The organism is Sphingopyxis macrogoltabida (assembly GCF_001314325.1).
Taxonomy (GTDB): domain Bacteria; phylum Pseudomonadota; class Alphaproteobacteria; order Sphingomonadales; family Sphingomonadaceae; genus Sphingopyxis; species Sphingopyxis macrogoltabida.
In genome coordinates this window covers 3,464,047-3,482,721 of record NZ_CP009429.1, presented here as the reverse complement: position 1 = coordinate 3,482,721, position 18,675 = coordinate 3,464,047, and the positions used below count along the sequence as shown (strand labels likewise).

At 66.0% G+C, this 18,675-nt stretch carries 23 protein-coding genes; 8 read left to right on the top strand and 15 right to left on the bottom strand.

What is annotated here, in order from left to right; genetic code table 11:
• The 4 genes from gspL to LH19_RS17050 are packed head-to-tail and all read left to right on the top strand — an operon-like array spanning nucleotide 1 to nucleotide 3,122.
• Nucleotides 1–1,143: a type II secretion system protein GspL gene (gene gspL / locus LH19_RS17065; RefSeq protein ID WP_054730621.1), complete on the top strand. Its 1,143-nt coding sequence runs from the start codon at nucleotides 1–3 to the stop codon at nucleotides 1,141–1,143.
• Nucleotides 1,140–1,622 carry a type II secretion system protein GspM gene (gspM, locus tag LH19_RS17060; RefSeq protein ID WP_054730617.1) on the top strand — a complete coding sequence of 161 codons (483 nt, stop codon included), beginning with the start codon at nucleotides 1,140–1,142 and terminating at the stop codon, nucleotides 1,620–1,622. Before gspL ends, gspM begins: the two co-directional genes overlap by 4 nt.
• 2 nt (nucleotides 1,623–1,624) lie before the next feature.
• On the top strand, nucleotides 1,625–2,335 hold the full coding sequence (gene gspN, locus LH19_RS17055) for a type II secretion system protein N (protein WP_234716190.1): 711 nt from the start codon (nucleotides 1,625–1,627) through the stop codon (nucleotides 2,333–2,335).
• A 1-nt stretch (nucleotide 2,336) separates the two neighbouring features.
• Nucleotides 2,337–3,122: a prepilin peptidase gene (locus tag LH19_RS17050; protein ID WP_054730611.1), complete on the top strand. Its 786-nt coding sequence runs from the start codon at nucleotides 2,337–2,339 to the stop codon at nucleotides 3,120–3,122.
• Between the two features lie 20 nt (nucleotides 3,123–3,142).
• Here the strand turns inward: LH19_RS17050 and pal are convergent, their stop codons facing one another.
• The 15 genes from pal to LH19_RS16975 all read right to left on the bottom strand — a co-directional run bounded on the left by pal (nucleotide 3,143) and on the right by LH19_RS16975 (nucleotide 12,497).
• The gene (gene pal, locus LH19_RS17045; protein WP_201258368.1) at nucleotides 3,143–3,652 is read right to left on the bottom strand and encodes a peptidoglycan-associated lipoprotein Pal; all 510 of its coding nucleotides are present in this window, start codon (nucleotides 3,650–3,652) and stop codon (nucleotides 3,143–3,145) included.
• 113 nt (nucleotides 3,653–3,765) lie between these two features.
• Nucleotides 3,766–5,130, bottom strand: coding sequence for a Tol-Pal system beta propeller repeat protein TolB (gene tolB, locus LH19_RS17040; protein ID WP_407696666.1), 1,365 nt, complete (start codon nucleotides 5,128–5,130; stop codon nucleotides 3,766–3,768).
• 2 nt (nucleotides 5,131–5,132) lie between these two features.
• Nucleotides 5,133–5,897: a hypothetical protein gene (locus LH19_RS17035; RefSeq protein ID WP_201258367.1), complete on the bottom strand. Its 765-nt coding sequence runs from the start codon at nucleotides 5,895–5,897 to the stop codon at nucleotides 5,133–5,135.
• 76 nt (nucleotides 5,898–5,973) lie between these two features.
• Complete coding sequence (gene tolR / locus LH19_RS17030) at nucleotides 5,974–6,471, bottom strand: protein TolR (RefSeq protein ID WP_054730601.1); 498 nt, start codon at nucleotides 6,469–6,471, stop codon at nucleotides 5,974–5,976.
• Complete coding sequence (gene tolQ / locus LH19_RS17025; protein ID WP_054730598.1) at nucleotides 6,471–7,169, bottom strand: protein TolQ; 699 nt, start codon at nucleotides 7,167–7,169, stop codon at nucleotides 6,471–6,473. Before tolQ ends, tolR begins: the two co-directional genes overlap by 1 nt.
• Nucleotides 7,163–7,657, bottom strand: coding sequence for a YbgC/FadM family acyl-CoA thioesterase (locus tag LH19_RS17020; protein WP_054730595.1), 495 nt, complete (start codon nucleotides 7,655–7,657; stop codon nucleotides 7,163–7,165). Before LH19_RS17020 ends, tolQ begins: the two co-directional genes overlap by 7 nt.
• A gap of 101 nt (nucleotides 7,658–7,758) precedes the next feature.
• Complete coding sequence (ruvB, locus tag LH19_RS17015) at nucleotides 7,759–8,787, bottom strand: Holliday junction branch migration DNA helicase RuvB (RefSeq protein ID WP_054730592.1); 1,029 nt, start codon at nucleotides 8,785–8,787, stop codon at nucleotides 7,759–7,761.
• The gene (locus tag LH19_RS17010) at nucleotides 8,780–9,184 is read right to left on the bottom strand and encodes a GFA family protein (protein WP_054730588.1); all 405 of its coding nucleotides are present in this window, start codon (nucleotides 9,182–9,184) and stop codon (nucleotides 8,780–8,782) included. Before LH19_RS17010 ends, ruvB begins: the two co-directional genes overlap by 8 nt.
• Nucleotides 9,181–9,516: a hypothetical protein gene (locus LH19_RS17005; protein ID WP_145923501.1), complete on the bottom strand. Its 336-nt coding sequence runs from the start codon at nucleotides 9,514–9,516 to the stop codon at nucleotides 9,181–9,183. Before LH19_RS17005 ends, LH19_RS17010 begins: the two co-directional genes overlap by 4 nt.
• Nucleotides 9,517–9,521: 5 nt before the next feature.
• Nucleotides 9,522–10,121 carry a Holliday junction branch migration protein RuvA gene (ruvA, locus tag LH19_RS17000; protein ID WP_054730583.1) on the bottom strand — a complete coding sequence of 200 codons (600 nt, stop codon included), beginning with the start codon at nucleotides 10,119–10,121 and terminating at the stop codon, nucleotides 9,522–9,524.
• A gap of 127 nt (nucleotides 10,122–10,248) precedes the next feature.
• Nucleotides 10,249–10,722, bottom strand: a complete 474-nt coding sequence (ruvC, locus tag LH19_RS16995; protein ID WP_054730579.1) for a crossover junction endodeoxyribonuclease RuvC — start codon at nucleotides 10,720–10,722, stop codon at nucleotides 10,249–10,251.
• Nucleotides 10,719–11,465 carry a YebC/PmpR family DNA-binding transcriptional regulator gene (locus LH19_RS16990; protein ID WP_054730577.1) on the bottom strand — a complete coding sequence of 249 codons (747 nt, stop codon included), beginning with the start codon at nucleotides 11,463–11,465 and terminating at the stop codon, nucleotides 10,719–10,721. Before LH19_RS16990 ends, ruvC begins: the two co-directional genes overlap by 4 nt.
• A gap of 56 nt (nucleotides 11,466–11,521) precedes the next feature.
• Complete coding sequence (locus LH19_RS16985) at nucleotides 11,522–11,839, bottom strand: heavy metal-binding domain-containing protein (protein WP_054733731.1); 318 nt, start codon at nucleotides 11,837–11,839, stop codon at nucleotides 11,522–11,524.
• Nucleotides 11,840–11,871: 32 nt separating this feature from the next.
• Nucleotides 11,872–12,114 carry a DUF2312 domain-containing protein gene (locus LH19_RS16980; protein WP_054586923.1) on the bottom strand — a complete coding sequence of 81 codons (243 nt, stop codon included), beginning with the start codon at nucleotides 12,112–12,114 and terminating at the stop codon, nucleotides 11,872–11,874.
• 62 nt (nucleotides 12,115–12,176) lie between these two features.
• A complete protein-coding gene (locus LH19_RS16975; RefSeq protein ID WP_054730574.1) occupies nucleotides 12,177–12,497 on the bottom strand; it encodes a DUF1244 domain-containing protein in 321 nt (106 codons plus the stop codon).
• 106 nt (nucleotides 12,498–12,603) lie between these two features.
• Between LH19_RS16975 and pyk the strand changes: the two genes are divergently transcribed.
• From pyk to LH19_RS16955, 4 genes are all read left to right on the top strand, one after another.
• Nucleotides 12,604–14,058 carry a pyruvate kinase gene (pyk, locus tag LH19_RS16970; protein ID WP_054730572.1) on the top strand — a complete coding sequence of 485 codons (1,455 nt, stop codon included), beginning with the start codon at nucleotides 12,604–12,606 and terminating at the stop codon, nucleotides 14,056–14,058.
• 316 nt (nucleotides 14,059–14,374) lie between these two features.
• Entirely contained in the window at nucleotides 14,375–15,148 is a 774-nt protein-coding gene (locus tag LH19_RS16965; protein WP_054730570.1) for an arginyltransferase, read from the top strand.
• A 206-nt stretch (nucleotides 15,149–15,354) separates the two neighbouring features.
• Nucleotides 15,355–17,787: an NAD(P)-binding domain-containing protein gene (locus LH19_RS16960; protein ID WP_054730567.1), complete on the top strand. Its 2,433-nt coding sequence runs from the start codon at nucleotides 15,355–15,357 to the stop codon at nucleotides 17,785–17,787.
• Entirely contained in the window at nucleotides 17,787–18,668 is an 882-nt protein-coding gene (locus tag LH19_RS16955; RefSeq protein ID WP_234715955.1) for a hypothetical protein, read from the top strand. Before LH19_RS16960 ends, LH19_RS16955 begins: the two co-directional genes overlap by 1 nt.
• Nucleotides 18,669–18,675: the final 7 nt, after the last annotated feature.

Genomic DNA, 18,675 nt, shown 5'->3' with positions numbered 1-18,675 from the left:
GTGGCGCGTACGCTGATCCTGTGGCTTCCGCCGCTGACGGCGCTCGACGACGAAGGCACGCGGCCGGCGTGGCTGCGCGTCGACGATGGCGTGATCGTCGATTCGGGTCAGGACGATGGCTGGGTCGACGCGTGGGAAAAGCCGGACGACGATGGTGCCGACGACCGGCTTGTCGCGCTTGCTCCCGCCGCCGACGTGCCGATCCAGTGGCGGCACTATCCCGATGCGGCCCCGGCGCAGGCGGCCGCGGCGGCGCGGATCGATACGCTGAAAGACAGTCTGGGCGATGCCGCTGGATTGCATGTCGTGTCGGGACAGCCCGCCGACACGGGGCAGGCGGTGCCCGTCGCCGTGACGACCCACGCGGCAATGACCGCATGGACGGGCTGGCTCAAGGCGCGGGGCTTCGATCCCGCGGCGATCGTGCCTGCGGCGGCGACGGTGCCGCCGCCCGAACCGGGCACGCTATGGACCGCCGAACTCGGCGGCGAGCAGATCGTGCGCACCGCCGACCGCGCCTATGCGTCCGATCCCGAACTCGATCGATTGATCGCGGGAGGGCGTGATATCGCGCCGCTCGATGCCGATCGGATGCGCGAGGCGCTGCTGCTGACGCTCGCCGCGCCGCCGCTCGACCTGCTCAGCGGCGGGTGGAAGCCGAAGCGAAGCTGGTCGGTCGATCCCGCGATGCTGCGGCTTGCCAAGCGGCTGTTTATCGTGCTGGTCGCGATCAGCCTGCTCATCCCGATCACCCACGCCATCCGCCTGTCGAGCGATAGTGCGCGCGCCGACGATGCGGTCGTCGCGATGGCGAAGAAGGCGGGGGTCACTGCGGCCGACGCGACGGCGGCCGAGGCCGAACTCGACCGCCGGCTCGCCGCCGCCGGGGGCGGTCCGCTCGCCTTTTCCGTGCCCGCCTCGGCGCTCTACGGGGCGATGGGCGACGTGCCCGGCGTCACGCTCAAAAGCCTCTCGCACCGTACCGACGGGACGCTGACGACAACGCTGGCAGCGCCGCGTGTCGACGATGTGAACAAGGTGCTGCTGGCGTTGCAGGCTCGCGGTTATCGCGTCACCGCGCAGCCGATGGCGGGAGCCGACGGGCTGCAGATGGCCAATGTGACGATCCGGGCGGTGCCATGACCGAAAAATTGCAGAATTGGTGGACGGGGCTTTCGGGGCGCGAGCGCTGGCTGGTCGGTATCGCGGGCGTGCTGGCGCTCGGCGTGATCCTGTGGGGCATCGGCCGCCCGGCCGTCGCCGTCTTTGCCGATCTCGAGGCGGAGCATCGCGCTGCGGTCGAGCGCGAGGGGCGCGTCGCGGCCAAGGTGCAATTGCTGGCGCAGCGCCCGGCGAAATCGGTCGCTGTGGCGGTCGATGCCGCGGCGATCGATCAATATCTTGCCCAGTCGGCGAGCGAGATCGGGCTGACGCTCGACCGCAACGAGGCGCGCGGGCAGCGGCAGGCGACGATCGCCATCGCGACGGCTAAAGCGCCCGTGCTCACCGACTGGCTCGCATCGCTCGAAGGACAGGGCTTTGTCGTCGACCAGTTGACGATCACGCCGGCGGTCGACGGGACCGTCGGGATGACGGCCGAACTGAGGAAGGGCGGCCAGTGACGATGCAGCGGCGCATGACGATCGCGGCGGTGCTGCTCGCGCTGATCCTGATCATCGCGACCTTCCCGATGCGGCTCGCGCTTGGTCTGTCGGGCGCGACCGATGCGGGGATTTCCGCACGCGAGATTCGCGGTTCGGTCTGGTCGGGCGAACTGGTCGACGCGCGGCTCGGCGCGCTGCCGCTCGGCACGGTGAGCGCCAGCCTGTCGCCGCTGGCTTTGCTTGGCGGGCGCACCGAACTCGTCTTCTCGCGCACCGACGCGCGGCTCGGCGCGCTTGCCGGGCGCCTCCACGGCAGTGACCCGCGCGGGATGTCGGACATCAATGGCATGACATCGCTGGCGGGCGGCTTCGGGCTCATCCCGGTCGACACCATCCGCTTCGAGGGCGCGACGGCGCGGTTCGACGCGGCGGGCAATTGCGTCGAAGCGGGCGGCCGGTTGCAGCTTGTCGTCGGGACGACGATTGCAGGCCTCGATCTGTCGCGCGGGCTTTCGGGACCGCTCCGCTGCGCGGGCGGCCGCGCGCAGGCCACGCTCGCCAGCCAGTCGGGAATGGAGCGGCTGACATTGTCGTTCGACGGCCGCGGCACCTATCGCGCCGGCTTCGCGATCAATGTCGACCGCGACCCGGCGATGGCGGCGGCGCTTGCCGCGCTGGGTTTCAAACCGGGGCAGGGCGGTTTCGTCCTGACCAGCGCGGGCCGTTTCTGAGGTGCCCGACCCGGGCGCCTTGCCCGTCGGCATCGGTGTCGCTTTCGCCGCGCTGATCGGGCTCGTCCTCGGCAGCTTTATCGCGACCCTGGTGCTGCGCTGGCCGCAAGGGCGATCGGTGCTCGGGCGGTCGCAATGCGACGCATGCCACCAGCCGCTCGGCGCCCGCGACCTCGTTCCCTTGCTGTCGGCTTTATGGTCGCGCGGACGATGCCGCCGATGCGGCGCTCCGATCGATCCTTTCCACGGCCGGGTCGAGATCGCGTCGGCGCTGATCGGCGTCGTGGCGCTGGTGTCGATGCCGGGGACGGCGGGTTGGCTCTGGGCCTTGTTCGGCTGGCTGCTGCTGCCGCTCGCGCTGCTCGATGCGCGCCATTTCTGGCTGCCCGACCGGTTGAATGCCCTTCTGGCGGTCGTGGGCCTGCTCTTCGCCGGCCCGCTGCTCGGCACACCGTTGCTCGATCGCTGGATCGGCGCCCTCGCAGGGGGCTTGGTCCTCGCGGCTATAGCCCTGCTTTATCGCCGCGCGCGCGGGGCCGAGGGCATGGGCGGCGGCGACCCGAAGCTCGTCGCGGCGGTCGGCGCCTGGCTCGGCTGGCAGGCGCTACCCTTGATGCTGCTCCTCGCCAGTCTGGGCGGTATCGCGTGGGTGCTCGTTGCGCAGAACAGGGAAGGGGACGCGCCGCTGGCGTTGCGGCGCGTCCCCTTCGGTGTCTTCCTCTGCACCGCGGCGTGGATCGCGGTGCCGGTCTGGTCGCTCCTGGCCAGCTCTGCTGGCCATTCCTGACGTCAGTCAGGCTAAAGCGTTCAGCGTTCGATAACGACGGTCACCGCGCGGCGGTTCTGCGCCCAGGCTTCCTCGTTCGATCCGACCGCAGCGGGGCGTTCCTTGCCATAGCTGATCACCTGAATCCGGTTGGGATCGATGCCCAGCGAGGCGAGATAGTTTTTCGCGGCATTGGCGCGGCGTTCACCGAGCGCGATATTATAGTCGCGGGTGCCGCGTTCGTCGGCATGGCCTTCGAGCAGGACGCGGACCGCCGGGTTGCGCTGCAGCCACTGCGACTGGCTCTGCAACGTCGCTTGGTCCTCGGCATCGACATTATACTGGTCGAAACCGAAGAAGATGCGGTCCGAAGACACGTTGGCGATGAAATCCTGCTGCGAACCGGGGACGACGCCGCCGGTGCTGGGTCCGGTGTCGGTGCCCGTGCCTTCGGGCGCCGGGGGAAGCGTGTCAGGGGCCTTTTTCGAACAGGCACCAACAGCGAGCATGGTGATCGCCGCGATCATCGCGGTGGTTTTGCGTATCGTCATGTCTTCTGTCCTCTTGTTGTTGCACTCTTATGGTGACGATGCGGAGTTAAGCCGCATTGGGATGGCGATTCAACCCCGCGGATTTCCTTTGGTTCCGCCTCGGGCCTCGTCGATCAGGGGAGCACCGGGCCCCAGCTCGGGTCAGACCCGTCCTGCGGGGTCGGCAGACGGCGCAGGTTCACACCGGTCAGGTCGACCTGCCACAGGCTCGATTTGCCCTCGCGGCCGGGCGAGGTGCGGAAGAACTGGATGACGCGGCCATTCGGCGACCATGTCGGCGCTTCGTCCTGCCAGCTATTGGTGAGCAGGCGGACGCCGCCGCCCGCCGGCGTCATCACGCCGACGCGGAACTCGCCGCCGCCCATGCGGGTGAAGGCGATGAGGTCGCCGCGCGGCGACCATTCGGGGGTCGCATAGCGCCCGCCGCCAAAGCTGATCCGCTGCTGGTTCGATCCGTCGATGTTCATCGTATAGATTTGCTGGCTGCCCGACCGGTCGCTTTCGAACACGATCTTCTTGCCGTCGGGCGAGAAGCTGCCGCCGACGTCGATTCCCGCAGTGGTCGTCAGCCGCACCGGCGTGCCGCCGTTTGCCGAGATGCGATAGATGTCGGTGTTGCCGCCGACCGCCATCGAATAGAGAATCTGCGTCCCGTCGGGCGACCAGCGCGGCGCGAAGGTCGCGTTGCCGCTTTCGGTCACCAGCTTCTGCGAGCCGTTGGCGACGTCGTAGATGAAGACGCGGACGCGGTTGTTCAAATAGCTGACGTAGACGATCTTCTTGTAATCGGGCGAAAAGCGAGGGGATATCGCCAGCGCCTGACCGTTGGTGATGAAACGGTGGTTGCCGCCGTCCGAATCCATGATCGCGAGCCGCTTGATGCGGTTCCCCTTGGGGCCGCTCTCGGCGATGTACGCGACACGGCTGTCGAAGAAGGGGGCCTCGCCCGACAGGCGCGAATAAATGGCGTCGGCGCATTTATGCGCGGCGCGGCGCCAGTCGCCGGGCTGGATTTCGAAGCCCTGCCGCACCAGTTCGCTACCGAGGTCGGTGTCGTAAAGATAACAGCCGACGATCAGCCCGCCGGTGCTGTTGGTGCGGACGAAGCCATGGACGACATTTTCGGCATTGCGCGCCTGCCAGTCGGCAAAGCGCGGCGCGGTGACCTCGGGCATGGTGATCGCGCGGACGCTGCCCGGGCCGAGCGGGGCGTAGAGCCCGCTGCGTTCGAGGTCGGCGGCGATGACTTCGGCGATCTGGCGGCCGAGGGTATCGGTGCGCAAACCTGCGACGGTGGTGACCGCGGGCGTGGCCAGCGCCGGGATCGCGATGACCGATTTTTCGCTACCAATCTCTGCAACGACTTCCGGCGAGTCCTGGACTTGTTCTGCCGGTTGTGGCGGCGTCGGTTGCTGCGCAAATGCCGGAGCGGCTCCCAGCGCCAAAAAACTCATCGCTAATGCGAGAGGGGTTTTCATCTTCATCTCCTCACAGCCGCGAAAGGCTGCCTGATGACGATGACGCCATCATAACCTTCCGCCGAAATTTCGAATGGGGCAGCTTGAACAACCGACTTGCGGGCCTGTTCGACGAATCGTTTTTGTTGTGGCGCATTGGATTCAGTTGTGCCGCCTAATTCGCCAACTTGCTTGACATCGATCACGGTACCGTCGGCGCGGAGGCGTATTTCCAAGGTTAACCGGAGAAGCTCAACTTCATATCCGAGCGGTGCATTCCGCTGCCAATAGGGCCTAATTTCGCGATCCACGGCCAATTGCGCAGATCGCCGGACCTCCGCCGCCGTCTTTGCGGCGGGGGCGCCCTTGCTGGGTGACTTGGTCTGTTCGCGTCCCAGCCCGTCGGTGATCCCGTCAAGCCGGCCCGTCGGGCGTGCCGTGGCGCTTTTCGACGGAGCGGATTTGGGCGCTGCCTTGGGCGGTGCTTTCTTGGCTGCGGGCGGCGTTTTCTTGGGCGGTGCCGGCGTCGGGCGCGACACCTGTTTCGGCGCCGGGGCCGGGGTCGGGCGGACGACGGGTTCGGGTTCGGGCGGTGCCGGCATCGGTTCGGGGGCGGCGATGTCGACAGCATTCTCTTCGCCCAGCCGCGCGGCCGGCGGGGTTTCGCTGATCACCGGCGCGCTGGATGTGGCGGCGGTTTCGGCGATCAGGTCGACCTCCATCGGCGGATTGTCGAAACGCCGCTCGCCCGCGGTCCATTGTACCGAGAGCAGGCCGATGATCAGCACATGCGCGACCACTGCGACAAGGATGCCGCTTCGCTGATTGCCCCTCTCTGCCCGTGTTACGGCCATGATTTCCAGCCTATTGCCCGGTTTCTGAACCGCTGGTGACCACGGCGGGTTCGGTGTCGGAGCCCATCGTCACCAGCGCGATCCGCGAAAGCCCGGCGCGATTGAGTTCGCCCATCACGCGCATCACGCGGCCGTAATCGAGCCCCTTGTCGGCGCGCAGCATGATCTGCCGGGGGCGTTCGCCCTCCTTCTGCTCGCGCGCGATGGCGTCGAGCCGGGCCGGGAGTTCGGCCTCGCTCACCTGTTCCTCGCCGATATAGAGGGTGTCGTCGCCGGTGATCGACAATTGCACCGGTTCCTGCTCCTCGGTCTCGACCGGCTTGGCGCGGCTTTCGGGCAGGTCGACGGGAACGGCGGAGGCAAGCAGCGGCGCGGTGATCATGAAGATGATCAGCAGCACCAGCATCACGTCGACGAGCGGTGTGACGTTGATTTCCGACATCGGCGCGCGGCGGCTGCCGCGGCCGCGCCGTCCGCCGATGCCGCCCGAGGGGCCGGTCATGCCCATCAGGCTTCGACCTCGAGCTCGCGGCTGAAGGTGGCGTGCAGCCCGTCGGCGAAGCGGCCGAGCCGCGATTCGAGCCGGTTCAGCCGCTGCGAAAAGGCGTTGTACGCGATCACCGCGGGAATGGCGGCAAACAGGCCGATCGCGGTCGCGAACAATGCTTCGGCGATGCCCGGCGCGACAACGGCGAGGCTGCTGTTGTTCGACGCCGCGATCGCCGTGAAGCTGCGCATGATGCCCCAGACGGTGCCGAACAGGCCGACGAAGGGCGCGACCGATCCGATCGTCGCGAGCGTGCCGATCTTTTCGGCCAGCCTGTCGACCTCGCCCGCAATCGCGGCGTTCATCGCGATGCCCAGCCGTTCTCGCGTACCGTCGCGGTCGACATTCTTGCCCGCGGTCGAGCGCCGCCATTCGCTGATTCCGGCGGCGAGGATCTTGGCGCTGGGCAATTCCTCGCGGCCGTTCTCGTCATAGAATTTGTCGAGATTGCCGGCGCGCCAGAAATCGCGTTCGAACCGTTCGGACGCGCCCATCAGCTTGCCGACGCTGCGGCCGTGGGTGAAAATCACCGCCCAGACATAAATGGAGGCCAGAAGCAGCCCGATCATCACGCCCTTCACGATCCAGTCGGCCTGCAGGAACAGCGCGATGGGGGACAGCGTCGCCGCGTCGGCGGCCAGCTTGATATTGTCTAGCAAGGGATATTCTCTCCATTCATGATGGCGGTAAACCGGTCGGCCCAGCCTGCCGGCTGGCGGCGTGGCCGCCCCCCGGGCGACAGGAAGGCTGCCGTGACCTGCGCTTCGGTCAGTATGGTAGGCGTTAATGTCTCGCCGCTTAACGTGTCAGTCCCGCGAAGGATGCGCTGCGCGATGATCACGCTTGCCCCGCGCACCGCCTCCACGGTGCTGACGACGAGCAGGTCGTCGTCGAGCTTTGCGGGGCTGCGATATTTGATCGCAAGGTCGGTGACGGCCCACGCGCCCTCGCCGGCGTCCATCGCGGCGCGCTGGTCGATGCCCGCAAGGCGCAGCATGTCCGATCGCGCGCGTTCCATGTAACGCAGGTAATTGGCGTGATAGACGATGCCGCTGAGGTCGGTATCCTCGAAGTAGACGCGCGCCCGGTAATGATGCGCAGCCCCGACGAAGGCGCCGGGGACGAAAGGGGGCGGGACGTTTACCATTGTCCTGACCGATAGCGTCGCAACGACTCGTCGCAAACCCCTCTTGAACGGTTCGTCGCAGATCGAAGCCGGTTGGCAGAATGAAATCGGCAGAAATCCGCCTATTTTTGCTGATCGAATAGTCCGTCCTGCGATCCGGCGGGCGGATTGAGCCCCAGATGCTTCCATGCGCTGGCGTTGAGCATGCGGCCGCGCGCGGTGCGCGCGATCAGCCCGATCTGCAGCAGATAGGGTTCGACGACATCCTCGATCGTGTCGCGCGGCTCCGACAATCCGGCCGCGAGGGTTTCGACCCCGACCGGCCCGCCGCGATAGATATCGGCGATCATCGTCAGATAGCGCCGGTCCATCGCATCGAGCCCGAGCGCGTCGACCTCCAGCCGGTTGAGCGCCGCATCGGCCGCCTTCGCATCGACCACCGCATGCCCCGCGACGGTCGCGAAATCGCGCACGCGGCGGAGCAGTCGCCCGGCGATGCGCGGCGTGCCGCGCGAGCGCTTCGCGATCTCGAGCGCGCCGTCGGACGCGATCGGCAGCGCGAGCAGCCGCGCGGCGCGCGTAATCACCTGTTCGAGTTCGGCATGGGTATAGAAATTGAGCCGCACCGGAATGCCGAAACGGTCGCGCAGCGGCGTCGTCAGCAGACCCTGCCGCGTCGTCGCGCCGACGAGGGTGAATTTGGGCAGGTCGATGCGGACGCTGCGCGCCGACGGTCCTTCGCCGATCATGATGTCGAGCGCGCGGTCCTCCATCGCCGGGTAGAGAATCTCCTCGACCGCAGGCGACAGGCGGTGGATTTCGTCGATGAACAGCACGTCGCCGTCCTCGAGATTGGTGAGCAGCGCGGCGAGGTCGCCCGCCTTGGCGATCACCGGGCCGCTGGTCGAGCGGAAACCCACGCCGAGCTCCTTCGCGACGATCTGCGCGAGGGTCGTCTTGCCGAGCCCCGGCGGGCCGAAGAACAGCACATGGTCGAGCGCGTCGCCGCGCGACTTCGCAGCTTCGACGAAGATACGGAGGTTCTCGCGCGCCGCCGCCTGCCCGACGAACTCGGCAAGCGACTTCGGCCGCAGCGCGGCATCGGCATCCTCGGGGGTGCGGATCGGGGTGGTGAGGGCGGGCTCAGTCATACCGTTCTATTGCCTCGCCGAGGATACAAACCCAAGGTAACTGACGATCCTCATAGACTGAAAATTGCGGCTCGAAGTCATGGCCGGGTTCGAAATTGCCGATCGGCACGGCATAGCTGTCGAGTTCCGGGCGGTTGAGAAACCAGAGCGTTGAGCCGCAGTCCTTACAAAAGTAGAAGTCCGCGAGAGTGCCGCTGCCGCCGGCATGTTGGTACAATTTCGCTTCGCCTTCGATGCGAACCTGATCGGCAGGGAAGCGCGCCTGTGCGGAAAAGGCGCTTCCGCTCCGCGCCTTGCAATTGCGACAGTGGCAGACGGACACGCGGATCGGCTCGCCGGTGCAGGTAATGCGGAGCTGGCCACAGCGGCAGGAGGCGTTGCGGATGATGCTGTTCATTCTTGCGGCTTCCCGCTCGGCGGCCGGACACATGCGGCATCCCACATCATATCCATCTTATCTTTCCCGAAATCCTCTTCGAGAAAAGGTTCGTCGATACCGGAGGCGAAAAAGCGCTGGAATTTGATAGATTGATAGCGGGCAACGTTGCCGCAGGTGAAGTTCGCCGGCGATTGGAAAACGTTACGAAAGCGGGGCTCGCCTCCACCGAGCGCGCCCGCGACCTGTCCCTTCGCATGTTCGATGGCGCGATCCTGGGCGATCCGATCCATTGCCGCATCGCAGCCACCGAGGCATTGCATGGCACCTGCGGCAGCCGCAACAATAAGCATGCGACTCACTTTGCCGCCTTTTTGAGCGCTATGCGTACCAACGCGTCGAGGCTGGCAGCCGCACCCAGTTCTTCGCTCGCCGCCGCAACCGCAGCGCTCGCTTCGCCGGGCTTGAAGCCCAGCCCGGTTAGCGCTGCAACCGCGTCGCCGAGCGGGCCGGCGGTGGCGGATAGGGCGGCCCCCGAACCGGCAATCCCGCCGAGCGCGCCCGCCTTGTCCTTCAGTTCATGCGTGATTCGCTGCGCGAGCTTGGGCCCGACGCCGTTGGCGCGCGCGATCATCGCGCTGTCGCCGCTCGCAAGGGCGCGCTGCAAATCGCCGATTTCGAGCGCCGAGAGGATGGCGAGCGCGACCTTGGCGCCGACACCCTGAACGCTGGTAAGCAGGCGGAACCAGTCGCGTTCCTCGGCCTTGGCGAAGCCGAGCAGGCGCAGAAAATCCTCGCCGACGAGCATTTCGGTGTGGATGGTGACCTCGCCGCCGACAGGGCCAAGCGCGTCCAATGTGCGTGCCGAGGCTTCGACCAGATAGCCCACGCCGCCGACGTCGATCACCGCATGGCCTGCGCCGCTGGAATCGAGCCGTCCGGTGAGTTTCGCGATCATGGCCCGTGCCTAGCGCGAGGAGAACGAAAAGGGAATCAATTTCCCTCTTTCGTCATGCCGGACTTGATCCGGCATCCATATCGGCGCTGCGGCGATGGACCCCGGATCAAGTCCGGGGTGACGAAATTCAGAGGCGCGGGCGGTGGTTTGCGTGGCAGATCGCGACCGCGAGCGCGTCGGCGGCGTCGGCCCCCGCCACCTTGGCGCCGGGGAGCAGCACGCGCAGCATCGCCTGCACCTGCTCCTTCGCCGCCCCGCCGGTGCCGACGATCGCCTTCTTGACCAGCCGGGGCGCATATTCGGTGACCGCGAGTCCGCTCCGCGCGCAGCCCAGCAGCACCACGCCGCGGGCGTGCGCGAGCTTCAGCGTCGATTGCGGATTGTCGTTGACGAACACCTCTTCGACCGCTGCGCACGCCGGTACATGATCGGCGATCACCGCCGCGAGCACCGTATCGAGATAGGCGAGCCGGTCGGGCAGGGACGCCTTCGCGTCGGTCTTTACCTGCCCATTGGCGATATGGCTGATCCGGCTGCCCTCGACGCGGATGACGCCCCAGCCGGTACAACTGAGCGAGGGATCGAGGCCGAGGATGATCAGCCGAGCTTCTCCATCACCGCGTCGGGGATTTCATAATTGCCCCAGACGGTCTGGACATCGTCGTCGTCGTCGAGCGTGTCGATCAGCTTGAACAAGGTCTGCGCGACGCTTTCGTCGCCGACTTCGCTCTTCAGCGTCGGCTTCCACGCCAGCTTGACGCCTTCGGCCTCGCCGAGCTTCGTTTCGAGCGCCTTTGCGACTTCGTGCAGGCTGTCGACGCTGGTCCAGATGTCGTGGCCGTCCTCGGACGATTCGACGTCGTCGGCGCCGGCATCCAGCGCGGCTTCGAACACCGTGTCGGCGTCGCCCGCGCTCGCGCCATAGTTGATGAGGCCGAGCCGGTCGAAGCCGTGGCTGACGCTGCCGCTGGTGCCGAGGTTGCCGCCGTTCTTGCTGAAGGCGGTGCGCACGTTGGTCGCGGTGCGGTTGCGGTTGTCGGTCAGCGCCTCGACGATCAGCGATACGCCGCCGGGGCCATAGCCTTCGTAGCGGATTTCTTCGTAATTATCGCCGTCGTTGCCGGCCGCCTTGTCGATCGCGCGCTGGATATTGTCCTTCGGCATCGACTGCGCCTTGGCGGCGTTGACCGCGGCGCGCAGGCGCGCGTTCGCGTCGGGATCGGGCAGGCCCATCTTCGCCGCGACGGTGATTTCCCGGCTGAGCTTCGAGAAGAGGCTGCTGCGCTTTTTGTCCTGCGCACCCTTGCGGTGCATGATGTTCTTGAATTTACTATGGCCGGCCACAGCCTACCTCCATCGGATCGAAAAATGTGGCCGCCGCCCTAGCGCGGCCGCGCCGATCAGACAACCACGGCCGTTCCGCTGGCGGAGACCATCAGCATCGAGCCGTTCTGGCCGAGCACCTCGTAATCGAGATCGACGCCGATCACCGCATTGCCGCCGAGGCGCGTCGCTTCGGCCTCCATCTCGGCGATCGCTTCCTTGCGCGCACGGGCGAGGACGTCCTCATATTTGCCCGAACGGCCGCCGACGATGTCGGTGATGCTCGCGAACAGGTCGCGGAACAGGTTGGCGCCGACGATCACCTCGCCGGTGACGATGCCCAGATATTCGCGGACCGGACGGCCTTCGACATTATTGGTGGTGGTGCTGAACATCGTCACTCTCCTGCGGGTTCTCGTGGTGTGCGTCAGTCGATGCCGAGCGCCGATTTATAAACGTCGAGGATCGCTTCCATTTCCTTGCGGTCGTGGATCGGCATTTTCCTCAGGCGCACGATCTGGCGCATGATCTTGGGATCATAGCCGTTGCTCTTGGCTTCGTTATAGGTGTCGCGGATATCGTCGGCGATGCCCTTTTTCTCTTCTTCCAACCGTTCGACGCGCTCGATGAACAGGCGCAGTTGCTGGTCGGTGGTGGTGGCTTCGCTCATTTCAGGCTCCGGTGATGGGAAAGATGTGACGCGAGAATCGCGGCTGGCGCGTCCTAGCGGCGTCAGGGATTCTTCGCCATGCTTTCTTCCATCCGCTTAAGCTGTTCGGCGGTCGCCGCAGTGTGATGCAGCGCTTTCCATTCGGCGGTCGGCATGCCGTGAACGATCGCGCGGCCGGCTTCCTTTTCGAGGTCGCCCGCCTCGGCGATCCAGTCGCCGAGGCAATTGCGGCAGAAACCGGCGAGCCCCATCAGGTCGATATTCGCGGCATCGCTGCGGTGCTGGAGCAGCCGCACGAGGCGACGGAAGGCCGCGGCGGCCACCGCATCGTCGAGACTGTCGAGCGCATCGTTCGCGGGGATCTGGTCGTCGCTGCAGGACATGGCGGATTTCCTTCCGGTGGTGGCATGAATAGCTATACGCGGCTTGCCTTGCCGGGGATATACGCCCTAGGCAAGCCGCCCAGCCTTTCCAATTGTCGGAGCACCCGTGGTCCAGAGTTTTACGCCCCGCCAGCGCAAGGTCCGCATCCTGGCGACCCTCGGCCCCGCGAGCGCGAACCCGGAGATGATCGCGGTGCTGCACCGCGCCGGCGCCGATGCCTTCCGCGTCAACATGAGTCACGGCGATCATGCGGGTCACGCGAAGGTCATCGCGGCGATCCGGGCGCTGGAGAAAGAGACCGGGCGCCCGACGACGATCCTCGTCGACCTGCAGGGGCCAAAGCTACGCGTCGGGACCTTCAAGGACGGCCCCGCCGAGTTGGTGAAGGGGCGGAAGTTCGTCCTCGATGCCGACAAGACGCCGGGCGATGCGACCCGCGTCCACTTGCCGCACCCCGAACTCTTTGCCGCGCTCGAACCCGAGACGCGGCTGCTCGTCGACGACGGCAAGCTGGTGCTGCGGGTCAAGAAGGTTGGCACCGACCGGATCGAGACGATCGTCGAGGTCGGCGGCCGGATATCGGACCGCAAGGGGGTCAATGTCCCCGATGTCGTCGTGCCGCTCGCCGCGCTGACCGAAAAGGACCGCAAGGACCTGACCTTCGCGCTCGAACAGCATGTCGACTGGATCGCGCTGTCGTTCGTCCAGCGGCCGGAGGACGTCGCCGAGGCGCGGCGGCTGATCGGCGGCAAGGCAGCCTTGCTGGTGAAGTTCGAAAAACCGTCGGGTGTCCAGCGGATCGATGAGATATTGGAGATTGCCGACGCCGCGATGGTCGCGCGCGGCGACCTGGGGGTCGAACTGCCCCCGGAAGCCGTGCCGCCGCTGCAGAAGCGGATCGTCGCGACTGCGCGGCGGATGGGCAAACCGGTGGTCGTGGCGACGCAGATGCTCGAATCGATGATCGTCTCGCCGTCGCCGACACGCGCCGAAGTCAGCGATGTTGCCACGGCGGTGTACGACGGGGCGGATGCGATCATGCTGTCGGCCGAGACCGCGGCGGGGGCGTGGCCCGTCGAAGCTGTCACCATGATGGATTCGATCGCGCGCTCGGTCGAAAGCGACCCCGATTATTTCCGCCGGCTGCACTTTACCGAGACTGCGCCCGACGCGACCACCGCCGACGCGCTGGCCGAGGCGGCGGGCAGTATCATCACGACGATCGCTGCCGATGCGATCATCTGTTTCACCTTCTCGGGGTCGACGGCGCGCCGCGTCGCGCGCGAGCGGCCGGGCGCGCCGCTGCTCGTCCTGACCCCGAAGAAAGAGGCGGCGCGGCGAATGGGGCTGCTGTGGGGCGCGCATGCGGTGCCGACCCGCGACATCGGCAGCTTCGAGGAGATGATCGCCAAGGGCAAGCGCATGGCGCTGCGCCACGGCATCGGCAAGGCGGGCGCCAAGCTGGTGATGATGGCGGGGGTGCCGTTCGGCACGCCGGGGTCGACCAACGTGCTGCATGTCGCAACGCTGACCGGCGACGAGCTCCGCGGATACGCCTAAGCAATGCATCCTCCCTGCCGCGCAGCGGTGGGGAGGGGGACCGCCGAAGGCGGTGGAGGGGCGAGAAGCCCCAGCCCCTCCGTCAGCGCTTCGCGCTGCCACCTCCTCATGCCTGCGGCACAGGGAGGAAGTGATTCACTTCGGCACAAAAGTTACCCGCCGATTCAGCAATTTGCGAAGTTGAGTCAGAACGGGACGAACAAAAATGGTAAATGCTGTTTGCACCATTGACCGGGCGCGGCATATTCGGTGCATGTAGCGCGTCGGGACCCGCGTCGGGGGGAACGGCATCGCAAAAGCCCGGAGGTTCCCACGCGTGTCCGCACCGTTCCGTTTCCCGCGTTTCTTCGTCACCAGCCCGGCGCCGTGCCCCTATCTGGAGGGCAAGACCGAACGGAAGGTGTTCACCGAACTCAGCGGCAACAATGCGAACGAACTCAACGATGCGCTGGGCCGTATCGGCTTCCGGCGCAGCCAGTCGGTCGCCTATCGCCCGAGCTGCGCCGATTGTTCGGCGTGCGTGTCGGTCCGTGTTTGTGCAAGCGAGTTCAAGCCGAGCAATTCGCAAAAGCGCAACCTGCGCCGCAACGGCGACCTGATTGCGACCGCCTGCAAACCTTGGGCGACCGACGAGCAATATAGCCTGCTCCAGTCCTATCTCGCCTCGCGCCATCCCACTGGCGGCATGGCCGACATGGACGATCAGGATTTCGCCGACATGGTCGAACAGACCCCGGTCGACAGCCATATGATCGAATATCGCGAACCGACCGTCGACGGCAGCCGCGGCCGCCTCGTCGGCTGCTGCCTGACCGACCGGCAGGGCGACGGGCTGTCGATGATCTACAGCTTCTTCGACGCGGCGCACCCGATGCGCGAGGGGCTCGGCACCTATATCATCGCCGACCATGTGATCCGCGCCGCGAACGCCGGTTTACCCTATGTCTATCTCGGCTACTGGATCGAAGGATCGGCGCGCATGGCGTACAAGGCACGCTTCCGCCCGCTCGAAAAGCTGGGCCCCGACGGCTGGGCGCGGTTCGAGCCGGTGGCTTCGGATCGCATCGCGGCGATGTTCGAGCTCGCCTGAATCGGTCTATTGCGAACGTCTCGCAGCTCCGCCTCGCCGGTTGACCTTTTCCCGCTTTCAAGGGCATAGCTTCATCTTCAGGACATAAGTCCGGGTCGCATCCATATTAAGGTCGCTTAGGGGTAAGCGGTTGGGGGGAATAGGATGCCCGTTCACGCGTTCCATGTCTTTTCGATCGAGGCTTCCGGCCGCGAAGGCGCGCGTGCATGAGTGACGCGGTCAAGGTCGCGATCATCGGTTCGGGCCCCGCGGGGCTCAGCGCCGCGTCGCGTGCGGGGCAGCTCGGGCTCAGTCATGTGCTGCTCGAAAAGACCGACCATCTTTCCGATACGATCTTCAAATATCAGAAGGGCAAGCGTGTCCTCGCGACGCCCGATCGGCTCGACCTGCGATCGGATTGCCGTTTCGCCGAGGGGGCGCGCGAATATATTCTCGGTAACTGGGACGAGGATGCGGCGAGCAACAAGGTCAATGTCGTCAAGGAAGCCGAGGTTACCGAAGTGACCGGGCAGCAGGGCGCGTTCGAGATCAAGACCAGCAAGGGCGTATTCAAGGCGGAAAATATCGTGCTGGCCATCGGCACGCAGGGCAATCCGAACCGGATGCGCTGTCCGGGCAACGACCTGCCGCACATCATCTATACCGTCGATGACCCCGAGGATTTCAAGGACAAGCATATTACCGTCGTCGGATCGGGCGACGCGGGTATCGAGAATGCGCTCGGCGTCGCCGAAGAGGCGCTCGAAAATACCGTCACCATTCTGAACCGCTCGAAGGATTTCGCGCGCGCCAAGGCGAAGAATGTCTCCGACATGATGGAGGCGGGCGAGAATGGCTTCATGTCGATCCGTACCGAAACGCAGCCGAAGATGGTCGAACCCGGCTGGCTGACGCTCGAGACGCCGACCGGCGACGAGAAGATCCAGTGCGACGTGATCGTCGCACGGCTGGGGTCGGTCGCGCCGCGCGGTTTCGTCGAATCGATGGGGATCGAATTTACCGGGCCCGACCGCGAAGCCTTTCCGAAGCTGTCGCCGACCTTTGAATCGACCGTACCCGGCATTTTCGTGATCGGCGCCCTCGCCGGCTATCCGCTGATCAAGCATTGCATGAACCAGGGCTATGACGTCGTCGAGTTCATCAACGGCAACACCGCGCTGACCCCCGCCGACGAAAAGGATCTGGCCGCAATCTTCGCGGGGCTGCCGCAGCAGAAACCGGTGAGCGAATGGCTCGAATATCTGCGCACCCGCATCCGCATCTTCGCCGATGTGTCGCCGCTCCAGATGCGCGAATTCATGCTCGATTCGAAGGTCGCCTTCTACCGCAAGGGCGACGTCGTGTTCGAAAAGGGCGAGCCGGGATCGTCGCTGTTCGCGATCGCCGACGGCCATGCCGAGGTCGAGGTCGGTCCCGATTTGACCGTCCCGATCGAACAAGGATCGATCTTCGGCGAGGTCGGGCTGATTTCGGGGCGCAAGCGCGGCGCGACGATTCGCGCCGGCGAGGACAGCATTTTCGTCGAGGTGTCGCGGACTGCGGCGCTCAAGCTGATGGCGGCGGTGCCCGGCGCAAAGCGTGTGATCAACCGCATCTCGCTCGAGCGCCAGTTGCTCCAGATCTTCAAGGGTGGGTTGACGGTCGACGATCTGGCCGAGGTCGTCGACACGGCCGAGGTCGAGCGCGTGCCCGCGGGCAAGACGGTGCTGACCGAGGGCGAGCAGGGCGACGACGTCTATGTCATCCGCTCGGGATCGATGGTGGTCGAGAAGGATATCGGCGGCAAGCCGATCTTCCTCCGCTATTTGCCCGCGGGCAGCTTCTTCGGCGAGATGGGCGTCCTGAGCGGCGAGCCGCGCAACGCCACGGTGAAGGCGGCAGTCGGCGCCGAGCTCATCAAGCTGACCGGTGAAAGCTTTCGCAAGATGCTCGCTGCGCGGCCGCAGGTGCGCGAGGCGACCGAGGCGGCGGTCGCCGAGCGCGCGCAAATGAACAGCTTCATCGAATCGCGCAAGGCAAGCTATTCGAGCGCGGTCGACCTCTATTCGGACACCGCGAGCTTCATCATGAAGGAGGGGCTCGGCGAAGCCACCGACGCGCTCCTGATCGACGAGAATCTCTGCGTCGGCTGCGACAATTGCGAGAAAGCGTGCGCCGACAGCCACGAAGGTCTGTCGCGGCTCGACCGCGAGGCGGGCAAGACCTTTGCGCATCTGCACGTGCCGACGAGCTGTCGCCACTGCGAGCATCCGCATTGCATGGCCGACTGCCCGCCCAACGTGATCCACCGCGGCCCCGACGGCGAGGTGTTCATGGAGCCCGGCTGCATCGGCTGCGGCAACTGCATGCGCAACTGCCCCTATGGCGTGATCCGCATGGAGGCGGCGCCACCCCAAAAGCCAAGCCTGCTGCGCTGGCTGCTCACCGGCTTCGGCCCCGGCCCCGGCGAGCCGTCGCCCAAATGGACGAAGAAGCAATTGGGCGAGGAGAAGCCCAAGAAGATTGCCGTGAAGTGTGACATGTGCAAGGGCATCGCGGGCGGGCCCGCCTGCGTGCGGGCATGCCCGACCGGCGCCGCAATCCGCGTGTCGCCGGAGGAATTCCTGTCGATCGCGCGGCTGCAAGAGGACGCCGACTGATGGCGAGTCTCTTTCAGCGGCGGCGCAACAAGGCCACGCAGGTCGAGCGCGTGCGCGAGCGGCGGCATGAGGGCTTCTTGCGCTATGCGGGTTTTCGCTGGGCCAAGATCTCGGCCAGCCTTTGCCTGCTCGTGATCGTCAGCTACGCGCTGGTCGACGTGACGCCGCGGCACAATGGCGGGAGCTGGTACGGCTATACGCTCGGTACGATCGGCGCTGGCCTGATCCTGTGGCTCACCGCATTGGGTTATCGCAAGCGCAAGATGACGAGCGATCACTGGTCGCTGAAGGCGTGGACCTCGGCGCATGTCTATCTGGGGCTCAGCCTGATTATCATCGGCACCTGGCACACCGGCTTCCAGCTCGGCTGGAATGTCCACACGCTGGCCTGGGCGTTGATGATGCTCGTCATCCTGTCGGGGCTTTATGGCGTCGTCGTCTATGCGACCCTGCCCGCCGCCCTGTCGAACAACCGTGACGAAATGACGCAGATGCAGATGCTCGAGGCGATCCGCGCCTTCGACCGCCAGCTCCATACGGCAGCGCAGCCGCTGACGCCCGAGGACACGGCGCCGGTGCTCGCCGCGCTCGACGAGGACCCGTTCGCGGGCGGGATCGGCGCACGGCTGTCGGGCCGCTATCCCGATTGCGCGACGGCGGCGGCGCACCGTGCGCTGTCGGCATCGCGGAGCAGCGATGCCGAGGCGCGCGAGAAGGTCGTCGGGCTGCTGTCGCAGAAGCAGGCGGCGCTGGGGCGGCTGCGTCAACACCTCCGCATCCGCGCGTTGCTCGAAATCTGGCTTTATGTGCATGTGCCGCTGACCTTCGCGCTGATCGCGGCGCTGTCGGCGCACATCATCAGCGTCTTCTTCTACTGGTGAGGCGGGA